Origin of the sequence: Blautia sp. TF10-30, assembly GCF_003481245.1 — a bacterium.
Lineage (GTDB): Bacteria > Bacillota > Clostridia > Lachnospirales > Lachnospiraceae > Fusicatenibacter > Fusicatenibacter saccharivorans.
The window spans coordinates 1-20,742 of sequence record NZ_QUKM01000015.1 but is presented as its reverse complement, the minus strand read 5'-3'; the positions used below and the strand labels follow the sequence as shown (position 1 = coordinate 20,742).

General features: G+C 44.6%; 15 protein-coding genes, 1 tRNA gene and 1 CRISPR repeat array. Of the genes, 14 read left to right on the top strand and 2 right to left on the bottom strand.

Features of this window, described 5'->3' with window-relative positions; translation table 11 throughout:
* Positions 1–237 precede the first annotated feature (237 nt).
* Both DXD02_RS12550 and DXD02_RS12545 read left to right on the top strand, forming a co-directional pair.
* Positions 238–765 (top strand): RNA polymerase sigma factor, encoded by a 528-nt coding sequence (locus DXD02_RS12550; RefSeq protein WP_055228517.1) that lies wholly within the window; start codon positions 238–240, stop codon positions 763–765.
* A gap of 223 nt (positions 766–988) precedes the next feature.
* Positions 989–2,047: a lactonase family protein gene (locus DXD02_RS12545; RefSeq protein ID WP_022463215.1), complete on the top strand. Its 1,059-nt coding sequence runs from the start codon at positions 989–991 to the stop codon at positions 2,045–2,047.
* 84 nt (positions 2,048–2,131) lie between these two features.
* Here DXD02_RS12545 and aroC read toward each other — a convergent pair whose 3' ends face one another.
* Entirely contained in the window at positions 2,132–3,238 is a 1,107-nt protein-coding gene (gene aroC / locus DXD02_RS12540) for a chorismate synthase (protein WP_118666930.1), read from the bottom strand.
* Between the two features lie 219 nt (positions 3,239–3,457).
* On the opposite strand from aroC, the gene DXD02_RS12535 reads away from it, so the two are divergent.
* The 3 genes from DXD02_RS12535 to DXD02_RS12525 are packed head-to-tail and all read left to right on the top strand — an operon-like array spanning position 3,458 to position 7,074.
* Positions 3,458–4,321 (top strand): hypothetical protein, encoded by an 864-nt coding sequence (locus DXD02_RS12535; RefSeq protein ID WP_118666929.1) that lies wholly within the window; start codon positions 3,458–3,460, stop codon positions 4,319–4,321.
* 15 nt (positions 4,322–4,336) lie between these two features.
* On the top strand, positions 4,337–5,773 hold the full coding sequence (gene pyk / locus DXD02_RS12530; protein ID WP_055268187.1) for a pyruvate kinase: 1,437 nt from the start codon (positions 4,337–4,339) through the stop codon (positions 5,771–5,773).
* Between the two features lie 23 nt (positions 5,774–5,796).
* Positions 5,797–7,074, top strand: coding sequence for a diaminopimelate decarboxylase (locus DXD02_RS12525; RefSeq protein ID WP_118666928.1), 1,278 nt, complete (start codon positions 5,797–5,799; stop codon positions 7,072–7,074).
* A 157-nt stretch (positions 7,075–7,231) separates the two neighbouring features.
* Here DXD02_RS12525 and DXD02_RS12520 read toward each other — a convergent pair.
* A tRNA-Leu gene (locus tag DXD02_RS12520) sits at positions 7,232–7,314 on the bottom strand.
* A 413-nt stretch (positions 7,315–7,727) separates the two neighbouring features.
* Between DXD02_RS12520 and cas9 the strand changes: the two genes are divergently transcribed.
* The 9 genes from cas9 (at position 7,728) to radA (ending at position 20,425) form a co-directional block, all read left to right on the top strand.
* Complete coding sequence (cas9, locus tag DXD02_RS12515) at positions 7,728–11,705, top strand: type II CRISPR RNA-guided endonuclease Cas9 (protein WP_118666927.1); 3,978 nt, start codon at positions 7,728–7,730, stop codon at positions 11,703–11,705.
* The gene (cas1, locus tag DXD02_RS12510; RefSeq protein ID WP_117814296.1) at positions 11,702–12,568 is read left to right on the top strand and encodes a type II CRISPR-associated endonuclease Cas1; all 867 of its coding nucleotides are present in this window, start codon (positions 11,702–11,704) and stop codon (positions 12,566–12,568) included. Before cas9 ends, cas1 begins: the two co-directional genes overlap by 4 nt.
* Before the next feature lie 11 nt (positions 12,569–12,579).
* Positions 12,580–12,885 (top strand): CRISPR-associated endonuclease Cas2, encoded by a 306-nt coding sequence (cas2, locus tag DXD02_RS12505; RefSeq protein ID WP_117510243.1) that lies wholly within the window; start codon positions 12,580–12,582, stop codon positions 12,883–12,885.
* Positions 12,882–13,556, top strand: a complete 675-nt coding sequence (csn2, locus tag DXD02_RS12500) for a type II-A CRISPR-associated protein Csn2 (RefSeq protein ID WP_117510242.1) — start codon at positions 12,882–12,884, stop codon at positions 13,554–13,556. Before cas2 ends, csn2 begins: the two co-directional genes overlap by 4 nt.
* Before the next feature lie 63 nt (positions 13,557–13,619).
* Positions 13,620–14,511: a CRISPR direct-repeat array (repeat unit 36 nt; unit sequence GTTTGAGAATGATGTAAAAATGTATGGTACTCAAAC).
* A gap of 225 nt (positions 14,512–14,736) precedes the next feature.
* Positions 14,737–15,501 carry a type III pantothenate kinase gene (locus DXD02_RS12495; protein WP_117510241.1) on the top strand — a complete coding sequence of 255 codons (765 nt, stop codon included), beginning with the start codon at positions 14,737–14,739 and terminating at the stop codon, positions 15,499–15,501.
* A gap of 79 nt (positions 15,502–15,580) precedes the next feature.
* Positions 15,581–15,967 (top strand): GntR family transcriptional regulator, encoded by a 387-nt coding sequence (locus tag DXD02_RS12490; RefSeq protein WP_117510240.1) that lies wholly within the window; start codon positions 15,581–15,583, stop codon positions 15,965–15,967.
* 16 nt (positions 15,968–15,983) lie between these two features.
* On the top strand, positions 15,984–18,458 hold the full coding sequence (locus DXD02_RS12485; RefSeq protein ID WP_117804997.1) for an ATP-dependent Clp protease ATP-binding subunit: 2,475 nt from the start codon (positions 15,984–15,986) through the stop codon (positions 18,456–18,458).
* 103 nt (positions 18,459–18,561) lie between these two features.
* Positions 18,562–18,975, top strand: a complete 414-nt coding sequence (locus tag DXD02_RS12480) for an endosialidase (protein WP_118666926.1) — start codon at positions 18,562–18,564, stop codon at positions 18,973–18,975.
* Positions 18,976–19,045: 70 nt separating this feature from the next.
* On the top strand, positions 19,046–20,425 hold the full coding sequence (gene radA, locus DXD02_RS12475) for a DNA repair protein RadA (protein ID WP_118640954.1): 1,380 nt from the start codon (positions 19,046–19,048) through the stop codon (positions 20,423–20,425).
* Positions 20,426–20,742 lie beyond the last annotated feature (317 nt).

The window sequence follows — 20,742 nt, the reverse complement described above, 5'->3', positions numbered from 1 at the left end:
TCCTTTCTGCGGGAATTTTTTTGTCAGAAACAGTAATTTCTGATTTCGAAAGAAAAAATTTGATTATGCGCCGCGGTGCAGTTATAACGCAATATTTTGCTTTATTAACAAAAGTAATAAGGTCAAATAGTAGAAATATTCTGAAAAAATGAAAGATTTCGATAGTCTCAACACATTACATATATGACGGGCCCGGAAGAGAAGGACAGCGAAATAACAGGAGGGAGAAAGAAGTGTATGAGACAAGAGGAGGAACGATTTTTTCAGATCATATTCGAGAAAAACAGTCATGTGCTGTTCCGTTATATCTGCGGTCAGTTGAACAATGACCGGGAGACGGCGAAGGATGTGCTGAACGATGTATGGGAGGTATTGGTGGTAAAATTTGAAACCGTTGCCGATCTCGAAGGAGAAGAGATGACGAAATGGCTGTTCTGTGTGGCAAAAAACAAGATCAAGAATCAGCGCAGAAAACATTATTATCAGAATGAAGTTTCCTATACACAGTATCAGAAAGAGAACAGAAATGAAGGGGAGGCGGGCGCGACAGCCGAGATTGAGGAACGAATGGTGATGCAGAACTGCATCCAGAACCTGAATCCGATGGATCAGCGCATTTTCTGGGGGAGAGCATATGGATTCAGCTACAAAGAGCTCAGCGGATTCTGCAAGAAAAGCGAGCAGGCGCTGCAGTGCCAGTACAGCCGCGCAATCAAGAAACTGCAGGGAATGATGAGTCAGGAAATCAGTCTGACGAGAGCGTAGAAAATGAAAATGGTATGCAGCGGAAACCTCAACTCTTACAATCTAAAAACAATAGAAATATCTAAAAAATTCTCTGCAGGAGAATATCCTGTGTCTAAAAATAAAGTGTTACCGTTTACATATCAAAAATCCGTTTTCCTCGTTGTCGTGGCGCGGAAATTGTGTTAAAATATTTTTAGAAAATTCACACGATGTGCGAGAAGGCAGAAAGGATGAAAACAACATGAAGGATGAGTACGTAGCCTATGTAGGCACTTATACCCATGGAAGCAGCATTGGTATTCATTTATATGATGTAAATGTAGAAGAAGGCACTCTGACAGAGCGAAAAGTCATACCGGTCAACAACTCTTCCCACATTGCCCGTTCCTTAAACGGCAAATACCTGTATTCGATTGCAGATGAAGGCGTTGCAGTGTTTGCAGTGGAGGATGACGGAGACCTGACCCCGATCAACAAAGTAGACATCGACGGCATGCGCGGCTGCTATCTGTCGGTGGACAAAACCGGAAGATACCTGTTCGTGGCAGGCTATCATGACGGAAAAGTAACCGTTGTACATACCCATAAGGACGGCCGCCTCGGAAGTCTGATGGACGGCGTGTTCCACAAGGGCCTTGGCAGTGTGGCAGAGCGTAACTTCCGCCCGCATGTCAGCTGTGTTGTTCCTACACCGGACAACAAATATGTCTGCGCAGTCGACAACGGCATTGACCAGATCAAAATGTACAAGCTGAACACACAGCGTGACCGCCTGAAACTGGTGGATATCCTACGCTGTGAGCGTGAATCCGGTCCGAGAGAGATCGTTTTCAGTGAATCCGGAAAATACGCGTATGTCATTTACGAGCTGATGAACAAAGTCGATGTATTCAGCTACCGTGATACGGGAAACGGACCGGAATTTGAAAAACTGCAGTCGATCAGCACCACATCCGCGAACGTGGACCAGGCGCACGACGCTGCATCCGGCATGTGCCTTTCCCCGGATCACCACTACCTGTTTACTTCTACAGCCGGAGACAATACCGTAGCAATGTTCCATATCGACCCAGAGACCGGCTGCCTGGAGAAGAAGTTTGCACTTCCGATCAGCGGCGAATATCCAAAGGATATTGCAATGTTCCCGGACGGAAAACATATCGCAGTGGCAAATCATGAGTCCAACACGATCACAACATTTACCGTTGATTATGAGAAAAACGTGCTGGTTCAGAAAGGCCGCCCGATGAAAGTGGAGACGCCGAACTGTATTCTGATTACGAAAAAAGGCGTTCACTAAAAAAATAACGCAAAAATGCCTGCAGGAAGAACTGTATCCCGCAGGCATTTTTTGTGTTGAAGCCAGAAAGAAGCAGTCCGGCCTTTATTTCTCGTCCGGAGCCCAGACTTTCTTTACATTGTCCAGTTTGGCGCTCATGCCGACAAGCAGTGCGTCCGCCAGGACAAGAGCGGTCATGCATTCCACGACAACAACGGCGCGTGCAACGACGATCGGGTCGTGGCGGCCTTTGATTTCGATGGCAATGTTTTCACCATCTTTGTTGATGGTCTGCTGGGAAGCAGCAACGGACGGGGTCGGTTTGAAACCAGCCCGGACAACGATATCGCTTCCGTCGCTGATACCGCCTAAAATACCGCCGGCGTGGTTGGTCAGCTTGACAATGGAGCCGTCCGCATTTAAATGGAAGGCATCGTTATTGGTAAGCCCGGTAGCTGTGCAGACCGAGAAACCGTCTCCGATTTCCACGCCTTTTACGGCGCCGATGGAGACGAGTGCTTTTGCAAGGTTGGCATCGAGCTTTTCAAACACCGGATCGCCGACACCGGCAGGCATATGGTGAACGACACATTCGACCACACCGCCGACGGAATTTTTTTCCGCCATGGCTTTTGTTAAAAGCTCGGAAGCCTTTTCGGCAGCCTCTGCATCCGGCATATTCAGGGCGTTATTCGCAATTTCAGCGGCATCAAAAGACTGGATTTCCGCGTCACCGATGGAGCGGGTGTAGGCGGAAACGGTGATGCCAAGCTCAGAGAGCATTTTTAAGGCGATGGCGCCTGCAGCCACGCGTGCGATCGTCTCGCGTCCTGAGGAGCGTCCGCCGCCGCGGTAGTCGCGGAAACCGTATTTTGCATCAAACGTATAGTCGGCGTGGCCCGGTCTGTAATAGGAAGCAATGTCGCTGTAATCTTTGGAATGCTGATCCTCATTCCATACCACCATGGAAATCGGGGTACCGCTCGTTTTTCCTTCGAAAGTGCCGGATAAAATCTGAACGGTATCGGATTCTTTCCGTTTTGTGGTAAAGCGGTTCTGTCCCGGCTTCCTGCGGTCGAGGTAAACCTGAATATCCTCCTCGGAAAGCGAAAGGCCGGCCGGCACTCCGTCCACAACAACGCCCACGCCTTTTCCATGAGACTCTCCCCAGGTGGTCAGTCTGAAGATGGTACCAAATGATGATCCTGCCATATATAAAGTCCTCCTGAATTTTTTCGTATATTTATAAAATAACTGGAAAAGATTTCTAATAAATTATACCGGAAAGTAAAACATTCGTAAAGCTCTTTTTCAGAGACGAAATTCACCGTTATACCGTTTGACAAACGAAAAGGCAGCACGTATAATGAGAATGTATTTTCGGGCAGTGAAAGCCGGTGAAATAAAACAAACGAAAAAGGAAGAGTGTGCATGAATTTTTTAGACAAAATGGAGCGAAAATATGGGAGATACGCGTTAAGCCATCTGACGATGTACATTATCGTAACGTACATTGCGGGCTATATCATTCAGCTTGCGGCCCCCATTATGAGACAGTATCTGACGCTGGAACCATACTATATTCTGCACGGACAGATCTGGCGTCTGGTGAGCTGGATTCTGATTCCGCCGAGCAGCCTTGATATCTTTACGATCATTATGCTGTTTTTCTACTACTCAATCGGAACGAGTCTTGAAAGAGCCTGGGGAGATTTCAAATATAACGTTTATATCTTTTCGGGTATTCTGATGACGATCCTCGGTTCCTTCCTGCTGTATGGAATCGAATATGCAGTGAATGGGTATCCGGCGCTGATGGGAACTGCATTCAGCACCTATTATATCAGCCTTTCTATTTTCCTTGGCTTTGCGATCAGTTTTCCGGATATGCAGGTGCTTCTGTACTTTATTATCCCGATCAAGATCAAATGGCTGGCATATCTTGATGTAGCGCTTCTTGCTTATAGCATGATTACCAGCATTCTGAGCGGAAACTGGGCAGGATGTGTTGTCATTTTGTGTTCCCTGGCAAATGTCCTGGTGTTTTTCCTGATGACAAGAAAAGGAAAGCATAACTCTTTCCGGCAGAACAGACGCAGGAAAGAATTTAAAAAAGCCGTATCAAGAGGAGAAGCCGAATACCGCAATCCAAATGGAATCACAAAACACAAATGTGCGATTTGCGGGCGGACGGAAAAGGATGATCCGAATCTGGAGTTCCGTTTCTGCTCCAGATGCAACGGAAATTATGAATACTGCCAGGATCACCTGTTTACGCATGAACATGTAAAATAAAGAAGGAGAGAAAGTATGAGAAGAACGAAAATTGTCTGCACCATGGGACCAAATACCAACTCACGTGACCTGATGAAAAAACTGATTGAAACCGGAATGGATGTTGCTCGTTTTAATTTTTCTCATGGAGACCACGATGAGCAGAAAATGCGTATGGATATGCTGAAAGAGCTTCGAAAAGAGCTGAAAACTCCTGTGGCAATCCTTCTGGACACCAAAGGACCGGAAATTCGTACCGGCGTTTTGAAAGATGGAAAAAAAGTAAATCTGGTAACCGGACAGACCTTTACCCTGACAACCGTTCAGGAGACCGGAGATGAAAATCACTGTTCTGTCAGCTATACCGGCCTTACCGACGATATTAAAGAGGGAGACACAATTCTGATCGATGATGGTCTGATCGGCCTGCGCGTAGAAAAAGTAAATGCACCGGAAATTGTCTGTACCGTAGTAAACGGCGGCGAGCTCGGAGAAAAAAAGGGTGTGAATGTACCAAACGTTTCGATCAATCTTCCGAACCTGACGGAGAAAGACAAAGGAGATCTTCTCTTTGGTATTGAACAGGATATTGATTTTGTAGCGGCTTCTTTTATCCGGAATGCAGAGGCAATTAACGAAATCCGTGAGTTCCTTGTGGCAAACGGAGGAGAGCATATTGATATCATTGCGAAGATCGAAAATGCGGAGGGTGTGCAGAACATCGACAGCATCATCGATGCGGCAGATGGTGTGATGGTTGCAAGGGGAGACCTTGGTGTAGAGATTCCGGCGTGCCAGGTACCGCACGTACAGAAAATCATCATTGAAAAATGCAATCATAAATACAAACCGGTTATCACGGCAACCCAGATGCTGGATTCCATGATCCGGAACCCGCGCCCGACCCGTGCAGAGGTAGCCGATGTTGCGAATGCAATTTATGATGGAACGGATGCGATCATGCTCTCCGGCGAAACAGCAGCCGGAAAATATCCGATCGAGGCAGTTACCATGATGGGAGAGATTGCCGAGCAGACGGAGCGTTATCTGAAATTCGAAGATTACCGCGATGGAAAAGCGTTGGAAGGAAAGCTGAATGTTTCCGCAGCAGTTGGAAGCGCAGCCGTTTCTATGGTAGAACACATCAAAGCAGCCTGCATTGTGACCCCGACGATGTCCGGTCAGACCGCAAGACTGATCTCAAACCTTCGTCCGAGCGTACCGATTTACGGCGTTACCCCATATGAATGGGCAAGAAGAAAAATGCAGCTCTACTGGGGCGTTCGTCCGGTGACCGGATACGAGGAAGATTCTACGGAGAATATCATTTCCCATGCTATGTATATGGTGCGCCGTGAGGAGCTTGTAGAACGTGGCGATATGGTTATTTTTACGGCCGGAGACCCTGCTACTAACGAGGTGACGGGTGAAGGATATATGACAAACATGCTTCACATTATTCAGGCAAAATAAGCAGAAGAAGGAGACAAAAGAGAATGACGAAGAAGCCTTTTGTAACAAAAGAAAAACTGGAAGAAATCGCAGCAGCAGTACCAACTCCGTTTCACATTTACGATGAAAAAGGAATTCGTGAGAATGCGAAAGCGGTAAAGGAAGCTTTTTCCTGGAATCCGGGATTTCGTGAGTATTTTGCTGTAAAAGCGAACCCAAACCCGACACTGATCAAAATGCTGGGTGAATATGACTGCGGATGCGACTGCTCTTCTTACACGGAGCTGATGCTTTCCGATGCGATGGGATTTGAAAAAGATAAAATCATGTTTTCATCCAACGTAACACCGGCTGCAGAGTATCAACTGGCTGCAGAGCTTGGTGCGATCATTAACCTTGATGATATTACACATATTGATTTTCTTGAGAAAACATTAGGCTACATTCCAAAGAAAATCTGCTGCCGTTATAACCCGGGCGGACTGTTTAAAATCAGCACCGACATCATGGATAATCCGGGAGATGCCAAATACGGTATGACAACCGAGCAGATTTTTGAGGCATTCCGCATTCTGAAGGCAAAAGGGGCAGAAGAGTTCGGCATCCATTCCTTCCTTGCAAGTAATACCGTAACCAACGATTACTACCCGGTTCTGGCAAAAACACTGTTTGAGCTGGCTGTAAAGCTGCAGAAAGAGACGGGCGTGAAGATTAAATTCATCAATCTTTCCGGCGGCGTCGGAATTCCGTACAAACCGGATCAGGAAGGCAATGACATCCGCGTGATTGGCGAGGGTGTACATAAAGTGTACGATGAAGTTCTTGTTCCGGCCGGCATGGGCGATGTTGCAATTTACACGGAAATGGGCCGTTTTATGATGGGACCGTACGGCGGACTCGTTACCCGCGCCATCCATCAGAAACACATCTACAAAGAGTACATCGGCTGCGACGCCTGCGCGGTCAACCTGATGAGACCGGCTATGTACGGCGCTTACCACCACATCACCGTGATGGGCAAAGAGGATCAGCCGTACGACCACAAATATGACGTAACAGGCTCCCTGTGCGAGAACAACGATAAATTCGCGATCGACCGCATGCTTCCGGAAGTGGAAGTCGGAGACCTCCTCTTCATCCACGACACCGGCGCACATGGATTTTCCATGGGATACAACTACAACGGAAAATTAAAATCTGCAGAGGTTCTGTTAAAAGAGGACGGCAGCTTTGAAGTCATCCGCCGCGCAGAAACCCCGAAAGACTACTTCGCTACACTGGATGGAACACCAGAGTATGAGAAGATGTTTGGAAATAAATAAGAGATAACAACAGTAAAACCCCTTTCAAAAAGAACCATGCGGCAGATGGCCGGTTCTTCGAAAGGGGTTTTCTTTCTTTCAAAAGCTGTTTTTTTGAAGGGAAGACAATAAAAAAAGATCTGCATCAACGTTCGTTTTTGCAGATCTTTTTTAGCTATGCCGCTGGCCGGACTCGAACCGGCACGGTTATTCACCGCTTGATTTTGAGTCAAGTGCGTCTACCAATTCCGCCACAGCGGCAGTGTTCATAATCAGAACAAAATATATTTTATCATAAAAACAAGAAGGACGCAAGAGAAAAAAATGGAATAATTATCATAAAAACTTTCTAAAAAAGATTGACGAAAGGAAAAAATAGAAGTATAGTGTAGATAGTTTAGTACCATACTAAATTTTACATCATAAGTTCAAATAACGATTTATCGAAAACGCCATCGTTAGATGGTCCACAGTGTGTGGAACGAAAACTGTTGTCTTCATAGACAGCAGTTTTTTTGTTGTCTAAAATTAGAAATGAAACATGGTTATGATTCAGTACTGTGAGAACAGCAAGAACCAGGAAGTAGAATTGTTGAAAATAGGAAAGAAAAGATGTAAAAAATCAAAATATATGGTAAAATTATTATAAATGTAGAAAATGGAGGAAAGAACAGATGAAAGGGGAATATTATCTCGGACTTGATATGGGAAGCGGTTCGGTTGGATGGGCTGTGACAAATGAGAAGTACGAAATTTTGCGCGCACATGGAAAAACACTTTGGGGTGTACGGCTATTTGACAGTGCACAGACTGCAGAAGAGAGAAGAGGGTTTCGGACAGCAAAACGAAGATTGGATCGTCGTAATTGGAGAATAGAATTGCTGCAGAAAATTTTTGCGGAAGAAGTAGAAAAGATAGACGATGGATTTTTTCGCAGAATGAAAGAGAGTCGTTACTGGCCAGAGGATAAGCGTGACAGGCAGGGAAAGTGTCCAGAACTTCCCTATGCATTGTTTGCGGATGATGATTACACAGACAAAGAATATCATAAACAGTTTCCAACCATCTATCATCTGAGAAAATGGTTAATGGAAACTGACGAAACGCCTGATATTCGCCTGATATATCTTGCTCTGCATCATATGATGAAACACAGAGGCCATTTTCTATTAAACGGAAATATCGAACAGGTAAGAGAATTTCAGACAACATTTGAACAGTTCCTTGAAGCAGTGAGGGCAGAAGAACTTGGCTTTTCTTCCGAGATTGGAGTGGAAAGAAGCAAGGAAATAGAGGCAATTTTAAAAGACCGAACATTGACCAAATCTGCGAAAAAGACAAAAGCAGTAAAAGCAATGCGGGCAGAAACATCCTGTGAAAAAGAGTGGCTGGGATTGATTACCGGTGGAACAGCAAAACTGGGAAATCTGTTTGGGGAAAAACAGATGGATACACTGGAACGGCCAAAACTTTGCTTCGCAGATGCAGGTTATGAAGAATACGCTGGAGAGATCGAAGCAGAGCTGGGAGAAAAATATGCATTAATTGAACACGCAAAAGCAGTGTACGATTGGGCTGTTCTGGCTGATATTTTGCAGAACTATTCTTCTCTTTCAGAGGCAAAAGTGGCACTTTATGAAAAGCATAAAAAGGATCTGAAAGATCTGAAAAAGCTGGTCAGAGAGAATCTTTCAAGGGAAGAATATCAGAGACTGTTTGCAAAAAAGGACGAAAAAACTAATTATTATGCGTATATCAAGGCACCAAAGCAATGTAGCCAGGAAGACTTTTACGGTTATCTGAAAAAGAATATTCTGGGCAAGATATCAGATGTGACGAAAGCATCCTGTATGCAGAAGGAAATGGAAATGGGAACGTTTCTTCCGAAACAGACTGTAAAAGACAACAGTGTCATTCCGTATCAGATTCATTTATATGAATTAAATGCAATCCTGAAAAATCTGGAAGATAAAGTTCCGCTACTGAAAGAGAATGGAGAGAAGATTCAAAAGATTTTCACATTCCGCATTCCGTACTACGTAGGACCCTTAAACGGAATTCGAAAAAAAGGGGAGAAGAGTAACTGGGCGGTACGAAAAGAAGGCAAAATATATCCATGGAACTTCGATGAGATGGTAGATTTGGAAGCAAGTGCAGAGCAGTTTATTCGAAGAATGACGAATAAATGTACTTATCTGCCAAGTGAAGATGTTTTACCAAAGTATTCTCTGCTGTATAGCAAATACGAAGTTTTAAATGAATTAAATAATCTGCGTTTGGATGGAGAAAAGATATCTGTAGAGCAGAAACAGAAAATATATGAAGAAGTATTCCAGAAAAGCAGAAAAGTTACACAGAAAAAACTGAAAAACTATTTAGTGAAAGAAGGAATTACCGGAAAAGAAGTTGAAATTACCGGAATTGATGGTGATTTCAAGAGTTCTCTTACGGCATACCATGACTTTAAAGAGAAATTAACAAATCTGTCACTGAACCAGGCGGAAAAAGAATGCATCATCCTGAACGTAACGCTGTTTGGAGATGATAAAGCGATACTGAAACAGAGATTAAAGAAACTGTTTCCGGAGTTGACAGAAAAACAAAGAGACAGCATAAGTAAACTGCCGTATCGTGGTTGGGGAAGACTCTCAAAAGTGTTTTTGGAAGAGACGGAAGCACCGGCACCGGAAACGGGAGAGGCATGGTCTATTATTCGGGCTTTGTGGGAGACGAATGACAATCTGATGCAACTGCTTAGCGAAAAATATTTGTTTGCATCGGCAATCGAAGAAAAGAATGGAAACGAACAGAAAAAACGGGATATTTCGTATGAATTAGTCGAGGAACTTTACGTATCACCGGCAGTGAAGCGGCAGATTTGGCAGAGCCTTTTGATTGTAAAGGAAATCTGTAAAGTGATGGGAAACCCACCGAAACGTGTTTTTATAGAAATGGCAAGAGAGAAAACCGATCAGGGAAGAACCACTTCAAGAAAAAAGAAACTGCTGGAACTCTATAAAAAATGTAAAGCGGAAGAAAAAGACTGGATAGATGAGATTGAAAAACGTTCCGATGCGGAAATGAGAAGAGACAAGCTGTATTTGTATTATACGCAAAAAGGAAAATGCATGTATTCCGGTGAAACAATTGAACTGGAGGAATTGTGGGATAATCAGAAGTATGACATTGATCATATTTTTCCACAGTCCAAAGTGATGGATGATAGCCTGGATAACCGGGTACTTGTAAAGAAAAAGTGTAATCAGATGAAAGAGGATAAATATCCGATCGATGAAACAGTTCGGAAAAAAATGCAGCCATTCTGGAAATCTTTAGTGGATGCCGGATTGATCAGTGAAGAAAAATATAAACGGCTGATAAGAAGAAACGGATTTGAACCGTCTGAATTGGCTGGATTTATTTCCAGGCAGCTGGTGGAAACTCGTCAGAGTACAAAAGCGGCAGCAAGTATTCTGCAGCAGGTGATCCCGGATACACAGATTGTTTATGTGAAAGCGCCAACCGTTTCAAAGTTCCGTAAGGATTTTAAATTTCTGAAGGTACGGGAGATGAATGATTATCATCATGCGAAGGATGCTTATTTGAATATTGTCGTTGGCAACGCATATTTTGTAAAATTCACATCAAATCCGATTCACTTCATTAAGGAAAATCCGGGAAGAAGTTATAACCTGAAGAAGATGTTTGAACAGGAAAGAATTGAACGAAACGGAGAAATTGCCTGGGAAGGCGGGAACGGAACCATTGTGACAGTCCGAAAGTTTATGGAAAAGAACAACATTCTTGTGACGCGAAGATCGTATGAGGCAACAGGTGCATTGTTTGACCAGCAGATTGTCAAAAAAGGAAAAGGTCAGGTTCCGATCAAGAGCAGTGATGAACGGCTTTGTGATATACAGAAGTATGGAGGATATAACAAAGAGGCGGGAGCTTACTTTGTACTGGCAGAATCGGAGGGCAAAAAGGGAAAGAAAATACGAACAATCGAGTATGTGCCGATTCGTCTGAAAAAGGAAATTCAGAAGTCAGAAGAAAATATAATTCGGTATCTGGAAGAGGAAAGACAGTTAAAGAATCCGCGAGTGCTGGTGCCGGAAATCAAAATAGATACTCTGTTGTGTGTGGACGGATTTTATATGTGGGTTTCCGGAAGATCAGGAGATCAGCTATTGATGCAAGGTGCAAATCAGCTGGTACTTTCTCAGGAAGAAACGGAAATACTGAAAAAAATAGTACAGTACGTGGAACGTAAAAAACAGAATAAAGAACTGAAAATTTACGATTCCGACCATTTAGAAGAAAAGAAGGTGATGATGCTGTATGAAACCTTTTTGAATAAATTAATAAATACGGTATATGCAAAAAAACTTGGAGCACAGGCAAAGACATTAACGGAAAAAAGAGAAAAATTTAAAGAATTATGCATAGAAGAAAAGTGTATCGTTTTGTATGAAGTTTTACATTTTTTCCAGTGCCAGAGTGCTGCCGCTGATTTGAAATTAATTGGAGGATCTGGAAGAGCAGGAATTTTGTGTCTCAACAAAAATATAACCGATTGCAGTCGAATCGAAATGATTCATCAATCGCCAACCGGTATCTACGAGCAGACAGTAGACCTGAATGCACTATGAGCTGGCGGATTGTGGTTATTTCCAAACGGGCAAAGCTGGACTATCAGCTTGGTTATCTTGTGGTGCGAAATGAGGAAGTAACAAAAATACATTTAAGTGAAATATCAACCATTCTGATTGAGTCAACAGCAGCAACAGTCACAACAAGTCTGCTGGCAGAGCTGACAAAAAAGAAAATAAAAGTGATTTTTTGCGATGAAAAGAGAAATCCATCGTCGGAACTGGTTGGGTATTACGGAAGTCATGATACCAGCAATAAGGTCAGAAAGCAGATTCAGTGGAGCCGGCACAGTAAAGAAGCGATCTGGACAGAGATTGTGACGGAAAAAATACGAAAACAGAAGGAACTGTTAAAAAATCTGGGAAAGGAAGAAGCGGGTCTGTTAGAAGCATATTTACAGGAGATTGGCTGGAACGATGAGACAAACCGGGAAGGGCATGCGGCAAAGGTATATTTTAATGCGTTGTTCGGCATGACATTTACCAGAACTGCGGATTGTCCGGAAAATGCAGCGCTGAATTACGGATATAGCATTTTGTTGTCTGCGTTTGCGAGAGAAATTGTAGCGAGCGGTTATATTACACAGCTCGGACTCTTTCATGATAATATGTTTAATCAGTTTAATCTGGCGTCCGATTTGATGGAACCGTTCCGTGTTCTGATTGACCGGGAAGTAATCCAAATGCAGAGGAAAGAATTTACGCATGAGGAAAAAATACAGTTGGTCAATGTATTAAACAACGAAGTCATGATAGACGGGAAAACACAGTATGTGAATAATGCCATAAAAATTTACTGTAAAAGTGTATTTGATGCCTTAAATGAGAATGACAGTGCATTGATCCGGTTTTATGGCCTATGAGTTATCGTTTTATGAGAGTATTGGTACTGTTTGATCTTCCGGTGCTGACGGGCGATCAGAGAAGAGAATATGCGAGATTTCGAAAGTTTTTATTGAAAAGCGGATTCCTGATGCTCCAGGAATCCGTATACTGTAAGCTTGCGTTAAATACAACTGCAGTGAATGGAATCGTGGATCAGATTCATAAAAATAAGCCGGAAGAAGGCCTGGTACAGCTTTTAACGGTGACTGAGAAGCAGTATGCGAAAATGGATCTGATTGTTGGGAACGTAAAGAGTGAAGTGTTGAATACGGATGAAAGGCTGGTGATTTTATGAAACTGGTACATGTGGACTTGGAAAAACCTATTGCGATTCATCGGAACTGTCCCACGGAATGGATTATAGAATCACCGGAGCTGTTTTTAAAATATGTGGAGCAGCTGCAAAAACAAAATCAGGGAGAAGAGGGAAATTTCGTACTTTCTAAAGCTGACACAGAGCTGAATATGAAAAGAGATGTGGAATTGGTATTAACGCCCTTTTCTCTTGATTTTGCGGATCACAGAATACAAAAACGGTTATTTACAGAGCTGGTCAAAAGTGCGCAAAATGAAGAAATGTTTCTGGAAACACAGAGAATTATTGCGGAACTGAAGAAATACATCTATCAATTGGAAGCTGTCAGTGGGTACGAATTGGAACAAAATGAGGAAATCGATTTGAGCGCACTCCTAAAATTGATGGGAGTTCAGACAGAAACCGAAAAAGAGATGGGACTTCTGGAAAAATTAACGCAATATATCAAAGTTATGGCCGAACTTCTCCAAAAAGAACTGGTGATTTTGGTCAATATTCGATCCTATCTGAACGAAACACAAATAAACAAACTCTCCCAAATGGCATGCTACTATGAAATATCCTTGCTTTTCATAGAAAATATACAAAGGGACTTTTCGAATCAGAGAGAATATTATATAATTGACAAAGATGGATGTGATGTCTATTAATATCCATCGGATGTTTGAGTACCTGTTTTGTGCAGATGAAAGCAGTTCATTTTTAAATTTGAGGTTTGAGAATGATGTAAAAATGTATGGTACTCAAACAATGAAAGCGGACGTCCACCGACCATTTGAGTTTGAGAATGATGTAAAAATGTATGGTACTCAAACTCCGTTTTCATGTGCCTCGTATAATCTAATGTTTGAGAATGATGTAAAAATGTATGGTACTCAAACATACCTCTGCATCTTACTCACTTCCTTCTGTTTGAGAATGATGTAAAAATGTATGGTACTCAAACGTTATACATCTGTTATACATGTTAGTGTTAGTTTGAGAATGATGTAAAAATGTATGGTACTCAAACTAAAACTCGGGTATACTCAATGTGACTTCGGTTTGAGAATGATGTAAAAATGTATGGTACTCAAACATAAAAAACAGTTCCGCATATCACAGACGTGTTTGAGAATGATGTAAAAATGTATGGTACTCAAACACGATACACAAAACATTCATTCCGACAACCGTTTGAGAATGATGTAAAAATGTATGGTACTCAAACGCTGCGGAAGCTGAAAAGAGAGCTTCATGAGTTTGAGAATGATGTAAAAATGTATGGTACTCAAACAAATAACGATGCCTTTAATTCTCCGGCGAGTTTGAGAATGATGTAAAAATGTATGGTACTCAAACCACCGTATACACAGACACATCAAACCTCTCGTTTGAGAATGATGTAAAAATGTATGGTACTCAAACCCAGGGCGGGACGTAGTCTGCGAGTGTTTCGTTTGAGAATGATGTAAAAATGTATGGTACTCAAACAAATCAGCAGAAGACCGTGTGGCGGATCTCGTTTGAGAATGATGTAAAAATGTATGGTACTCAAACGGAACTTTTGCAAAGTGTTGGACTCGTTTAGTTTGAGAATGATGTAAAAATGTATGGTACTCAAACAACTATATGAGATAATACAATTACCGAAAGGTTTGAGAATGATGTAAAATTTATTTTTGTGAACAACAAGAATAGATAATTCAAAATGAAATATTCAGAAGACAGTATGAAATCGACTTAATTGTCTTTTTCTTGCTGTCTTTTTCCTTGTCTCAAAGCGCCGCACCATGTATAATAAAACCACAAGAATTTCATTTCATAGTTTTTACAGGAGGAACCTGAATCATGATCCTTGCAATAGACATCGGCAACACGAACATCGTCCTTGGGTGTGTGGAAGGGAAAAAAACATACTTCATCGAAAGACTCTCCACGGACAAGGCAAAAACAGAGCTGGAATACGCAGTCAGCCTGAAAAATGTACTGGAACTGTATGAGATTCCGGTGGAGCAGATCGAAGGAGGTATCATCTCTTCCGTTGTTCCGCAGGTGACAGAGCTCTGCCGGAGTGCGGCAGAAAAAGTGATTAAAAAGCCGGTCAAAGTTGTCGGCCCCGGTGTGAAGACCGGACTTAATATCAAACTGGACGACCCCGCAACGGCAGGAAGCGATCTTGTTGTAGTAGCAGTAGCAGCGCTGAATGAATACACATGTCCGCAGATTGTTATCGATATGGGAACTGCCACGACGATGAGTGTACTTGATCAGAAAGGAAGCTTCATCGGAGGCGTGATTCTTCCGGGACTTCGTACTTCGCTGGATGCTCTCGTATCAAATGCCGCGCAGCTTAGCCAGACCAGTCTGACAGCACCGAAAAAAGTCATTGGCAAAAATACGCTGGACTGTATGAAAGGCGGTATGATTTATGGAAACGCTGCCAGCATCGACGGCATGATCGAACGGATGGAAGAAGAACTTGGCTGCAAATGCACGATTGTGGCTACCGGAGGTCTGGCGAAAGCTGTGATTCCGCACTGCAGACATGACATCATCATCGATGAGAATCTGCTCCTGAAAGGTCTTCAGATCATCTACGAGAAAAACAGGTAGGGAAACCGTTTGTTGACAAAGTCTGCGAATTGTTATAACATATGTATAACAAAACGATACGAGAAAGCAGGGTGTAACTATGTATTATGAGACAATACAGATCGATTTCAACAGCGATGAAGCGATCTATATCCAGCTGAGAAATCAGATTATTCTGGGTATTGCCACTTCCAGAATTCAGGAAGGAGATACTCTACCTTCGGTAAGACAGCTCGCAGACAATATCGGAATCAACATGCATACCGTAAATAAGGCCTACAGCGTACTCCGGCAGGAGGGGCTTCTTTCGATTGACCGAAGAAAAGGAGCCGTTATCTCTATCGATGCGGATAAACTGTATGCCATGCAGGAACTGCGCGAAGATCTGCAGGTGATTCTTGCAAAAGCCGTCTGCAAAAATATATCAAAAGAAGAAGTACATCAGCTTGTAGATGAAATTTACAGCAATTACGCAGACGAAACATGAAGGAGACAATAGTATTATGAGAGAAGGATATACCAGTCAGGCAAAAAAAGCACTGGCATATGCGGTTAGGACAGCTGAAAAATGTGGACATAATTACGTAGGAACCGAACACCTTCTGATCGGACTTCTGAACGTGGAGGATGGCACAGCAGGCATGGTGCTTTCTGAGTTTCACGTAGATGCCGGACAGCTTACCGAACTGATTGACCGTCTGATTGCACCAGGCGGAAACACCGTGACCGAATCCCGACCGGGCTATACTCCGCGGGTACGCAGAGTGCTTGAAAATGCAGAAGCGGAGGCAGCGCGTTTTAAGAGCAGAGCTGTGGGAACCGAGCATCTGCTGATTGCAATCTTAAAAGAAAGTGACTGTGTTGCTACCCGTTTGCTTTTTACCATGGGGATCAACATTCAGAAACTATATGGAGCAATCCTTACTGCCATGGGCGAGGCACCGCTGCAGGGCGGTGCAAGCGGAAATACAAACACCGGCCGCGGACCGCAGACAAGAGGTGGAGCGCAGACCAGCGAAACGCCGGCACTGGACCAGTACAGCCGGGATCTGACTGAGCTTGCGCGCGAAGGAAAACTCGATCCGGTTGTCGGCCGTGGGCAGGAAATTGAGCGTGTCATTCAGATCTTAAGTCGCCGGACAAAAAACAACCCGTGTCTGATCGGAGAGCCGGGTGTCGGAAAAACGGCGATTGCGGAAGGTCTGGCGCAGCGGATTGCCCTTGGCATCGTGCCGGAAACGATCCGCGATAAGCGAGTTGTTGTCCTTGACCTTTCCGGAATGGTAGCCGGAAGCAAATACCGCGGTGAATTTGAGGAGCGTATCAAACGCGTTGTCAAAGAAGTCACGGAAAATGAAAATATTCTGCTGTTCATCGATGAACTTCACACCATCATCGGGGCCGGCGGTGCAGAGGGAGCACTCGATGCATCCAATATCTTAAAACCGTCCCTTTCCCGCGGAGAAATTCAGCTCATCGGTGCAACAACATTGGAAGAATACCGTAAATACATCGAAAAAGATGCCGCATTGGAGCGCCGTTTCCAGCCGGTCAAAGTAGAAGAACCGACGGAAAGCGAAGCACTTGATATCTTAAAAGGCCTGCGCCCATACTACGAACGCCACCACGGCGTGGAAATCACCGATGAAGCACTGGAAGCAGCCGTAAAAATGAGCGTCCGCTACATCAACGACCGTTTCCTGCCGGATAAAGCCATCGATCTGATCGATGAGGCATCCGCAGGCGTACAGCTCGCCGGCTACCAGGTGCCGGACAACATGGCAAAAGAGGAGCAGACACTGTTCGAAGTACAGAAAGAAAAAGAATCCGCGATCAGTGCCGGCGATTTTGAGCAGGCAAAAGAACTGCAGGCGCGCCAGCAGGAGCTCGAAAAAGATCTGGAGCAGATCCGAAAACGCTTTGAACGCCGTTGCAAAAACAAAAAACTGCAGGTAACAGAAGAAGAAATCGCAAAAACCGTATCCACCTGGACGAAAATTCCGGTACAGCGTCTCGCGGAAGGAGAATCGAAACGTCTGGCAAGACTGGAGCAGACACTCCATAAACGCGTTGTCGGCCAGGAAGAAGCCGTGACAGCTGTGGCAAAAGCCGTAAAACGAGGCAGAGTCGGATTAAAAGACCCGAACCGTCCGACAGGATCCTTCCTGTTTCTTGGACCGACCGGTGTCGGAAAAACAGAACTTTCCAAAGCACTCGCCGAGGCAGTTTTCGGTACAGAGCAGGCCCTGATCCGCGTCGACATGTCGGAGTACATGGAGAAACACAGCGTCTCCAAACTGATCGGCTCCCCTCCGGGATACGTCGGCTACGAGGAAGGCGGCCAGCTCTCCGAAAAAGTGCGCCGCAACCCGTACAGTGTGATCCTGTTTGACGAGATCGAAAAAGCGCACCCGGATGTCTTCAACATTCTGCTGCAGGTGCTTGATGATGGCCATATCACCGACGCGCAGGGCAGAAAAGTTGATTTCAAACAGACCTGCATTATCATGACATCCAATGCCGGAGCACAGAACATTGTAGCGCCGAAACGCCTTGGATTCCTTTCGACAGAAGATGAGCGGAAAGACTACGAATACATGAAGGGCCAGGTGATGGAAGAAGTCAAACGGATGTTTAAGCCGGAATTCCTGAACCGAATCGACGAGATTATTGTATTCCATCAGCTTACCAAGGCGGATATGAAGAAGATTCTGCAGATTCTGCTCAAAGATCTGGAGCGCCGCTGCAAGGAGCAGATGGACATTGAATTGAAAGTCCGTGACACCGTGAAAGAATATCTCGTGGAAAACAGCTTCGACAGCAAGTACGGTGCCCGCCCGTTAAAACGCGCGATCCAGAGCAAAATTGAGGATCCGCTCGCAGAAGCCATCCTGAACGGAGAAGTGAAAAAAGGCGATACCGTTGCGGCTGGAATGAATAAGAAAGAGATTACATTTAAGGTTCTTGAGAAAAAATAATATAAAATTCCATAAATTATATGGTAAAATCTTTTCGATTATGGTATGATTTTCACAAACAAACGAAACACCACAAAAGACAAGACCAGGAGGGCATTTACAAATGTCAGTAGTAAAAGAATTAATCCGCACAGAGGCAGACGGAGGCATCAGCTTCGGAGATTATGAGCTTGCGGCAAAGGCAAAAAAATCTGATTTTGAGCACAGAGGAGATCTGTATAAAGTAAAAACCTTTAAGGAAATCACAAAGCTGGAGAGAAACGGACTGTTCGTATACGAATCCGTTCCGGGAACCGCAGTTACCGATCTGAACGTATTCGACGACGGCATGACCTTCAAAGTAGAAGGACCGGAGGATGCACAGATCACCGTTGAAATGGAAGCAGAGACCGAATACAAGGTGCTGCTCGACGGCGTAAACGTTGGCCACATGACCACAAACCTCGGCGGAAAACTTTCCTTCAGCGTAGAGCTGGAAAAAACAGAGGATGTAGCAGTAGAAATCGTAAAAGCATGATGAAGTAAAAAAAGAAGGCTGTCGCAGAACGTGTGCGGCAGCTTTTTTGACAATTATAAGGGAGACAACTATGGCAAAAGCAAAAAAGACAGCCTTTTTCTGCCAGAACTGCGGCTATGAGTCCGCAAAATGGATGGGCCAGTGTCCGGCGTGCAGAGAATGGAACACGTTTGTGGAGGAACCGACGGCGGCCAAAACACCGGCGGGAAACCAGGGGCTCGGAAGCCACAGCGCAGCGGGCAGAAAGCCGGTGCATCTGACGGAAATTTCAACAGGAAAAGAAGAGCGTATCCCGACGGGAATCGGAGAACTCGACCGGGTGCTCGGCGGAGGAATCGTGCCGGGTTCCCTGACACTGGTCGGCGGCGATCCGGGAATTGGAAAATCCACACTCCTTCTGCAGGTGTGCCGCATGCTGTCCACAGCAGGACATCAGGTTTTATACATTTCCGGCGAGGAGTCCCTGCGCCAGATCAAACTGCGCGCCGTGCGGATCGGAGAATTTAATGAAAATCTGTCCTTGCTCTGTGAGACGAATCTTGACATTATCCGCGCCGTCATGGAAAAAGAGAAGCCGGAGATTGCCGTCATCGACTCGATCCAGACCATGTATAACGAAGAGGTCAGCTCCGCGCCGGGCAGTGTATCCCAGGTCCGGGAATCGACGAATGTGCTGATGCAGATTGCAAAGGGAATGGGAATTTCGATCTTTATCGTCGGTCATGTGACAAAAGACGGTAATGTGGCCGGCCCACGTGTGCTGGAACACATGGTAGATACCGTGCTGTACTTCGAGGGCGACCGTCATGCGTCCTACCGGATTCTGCGCGGCGTCAAAAACCGTTTTGGTTCTACAAATGAGATCGGCGTCTTCGAAATGCAGACAGAGGGACTCGTGGAAGTGAAAAATCCATCGGAATACATGCTGAACGGACGGCCGGAGGGAGCTTCCGGTTCGGTTGTCGCATGCTCCATGGAGGGAACGCGCCCGATCCTGATCGAGATTCAGGCACTGGTCTGCCACAGTAATTTCGGAATCCCGCGCCGCACCGCAGCAGGATGCGATTTCAACCGTGTGAACCTGCTGATGGCAGTGCTGGAAAAACGCGCAAGAGTCAATCTTTCGACAAGCGATGCCTACGTCAACATCGCAGGCGGAATCAAGATGAATGAGCCGGCGATCGATCTTGGCATCGCACTTGCCGTCGTATCGAGCTACAAAGATCAGGTGATCGATGAGAAAACGGTCGTATTTGGCGAGGTCGGCTTAAGCGGTGAGGTCCGCGCCGTCAGCATGGCGGAACAGCGTGTACTGGAAGCAAAAAAACTGGGCTTCGAGCGGGTGATTTTACCTGCTGTCTGCATGAAGTCCGTGGAGAAAATCGGTGGAATCGCACTGATTCCGGTGGAAAATATTCAGGATGCGATTCTGCGCGTGGGGAAAAATTAGAAGGAAGTTGTGGAAAAAGGACCGGCGTGTGATGCGTACGGTCTTTTTTAAAAAATTCAGATAAAATATAAAATATACAGAATTAACTATATTTTTCTAAAAATAAGAAAATTCGAAAAAAGGTGTTGACTTTTGCTTTGGGCGGTGTTATTATAACTAAGCTGTCAGCGAGAGCTGATGCGAATGAGTTTCTTTGAAACAGAAAAACCTAGCTCGGAGCCGGGTGGCTGCCGCGGGTTGGAAAAACTGCTTCAAAAAAACCTGAAAAAAGTTCTTGACAAAAGCGAATGAGTTTGATAAAATAAACGAGTTGCTGA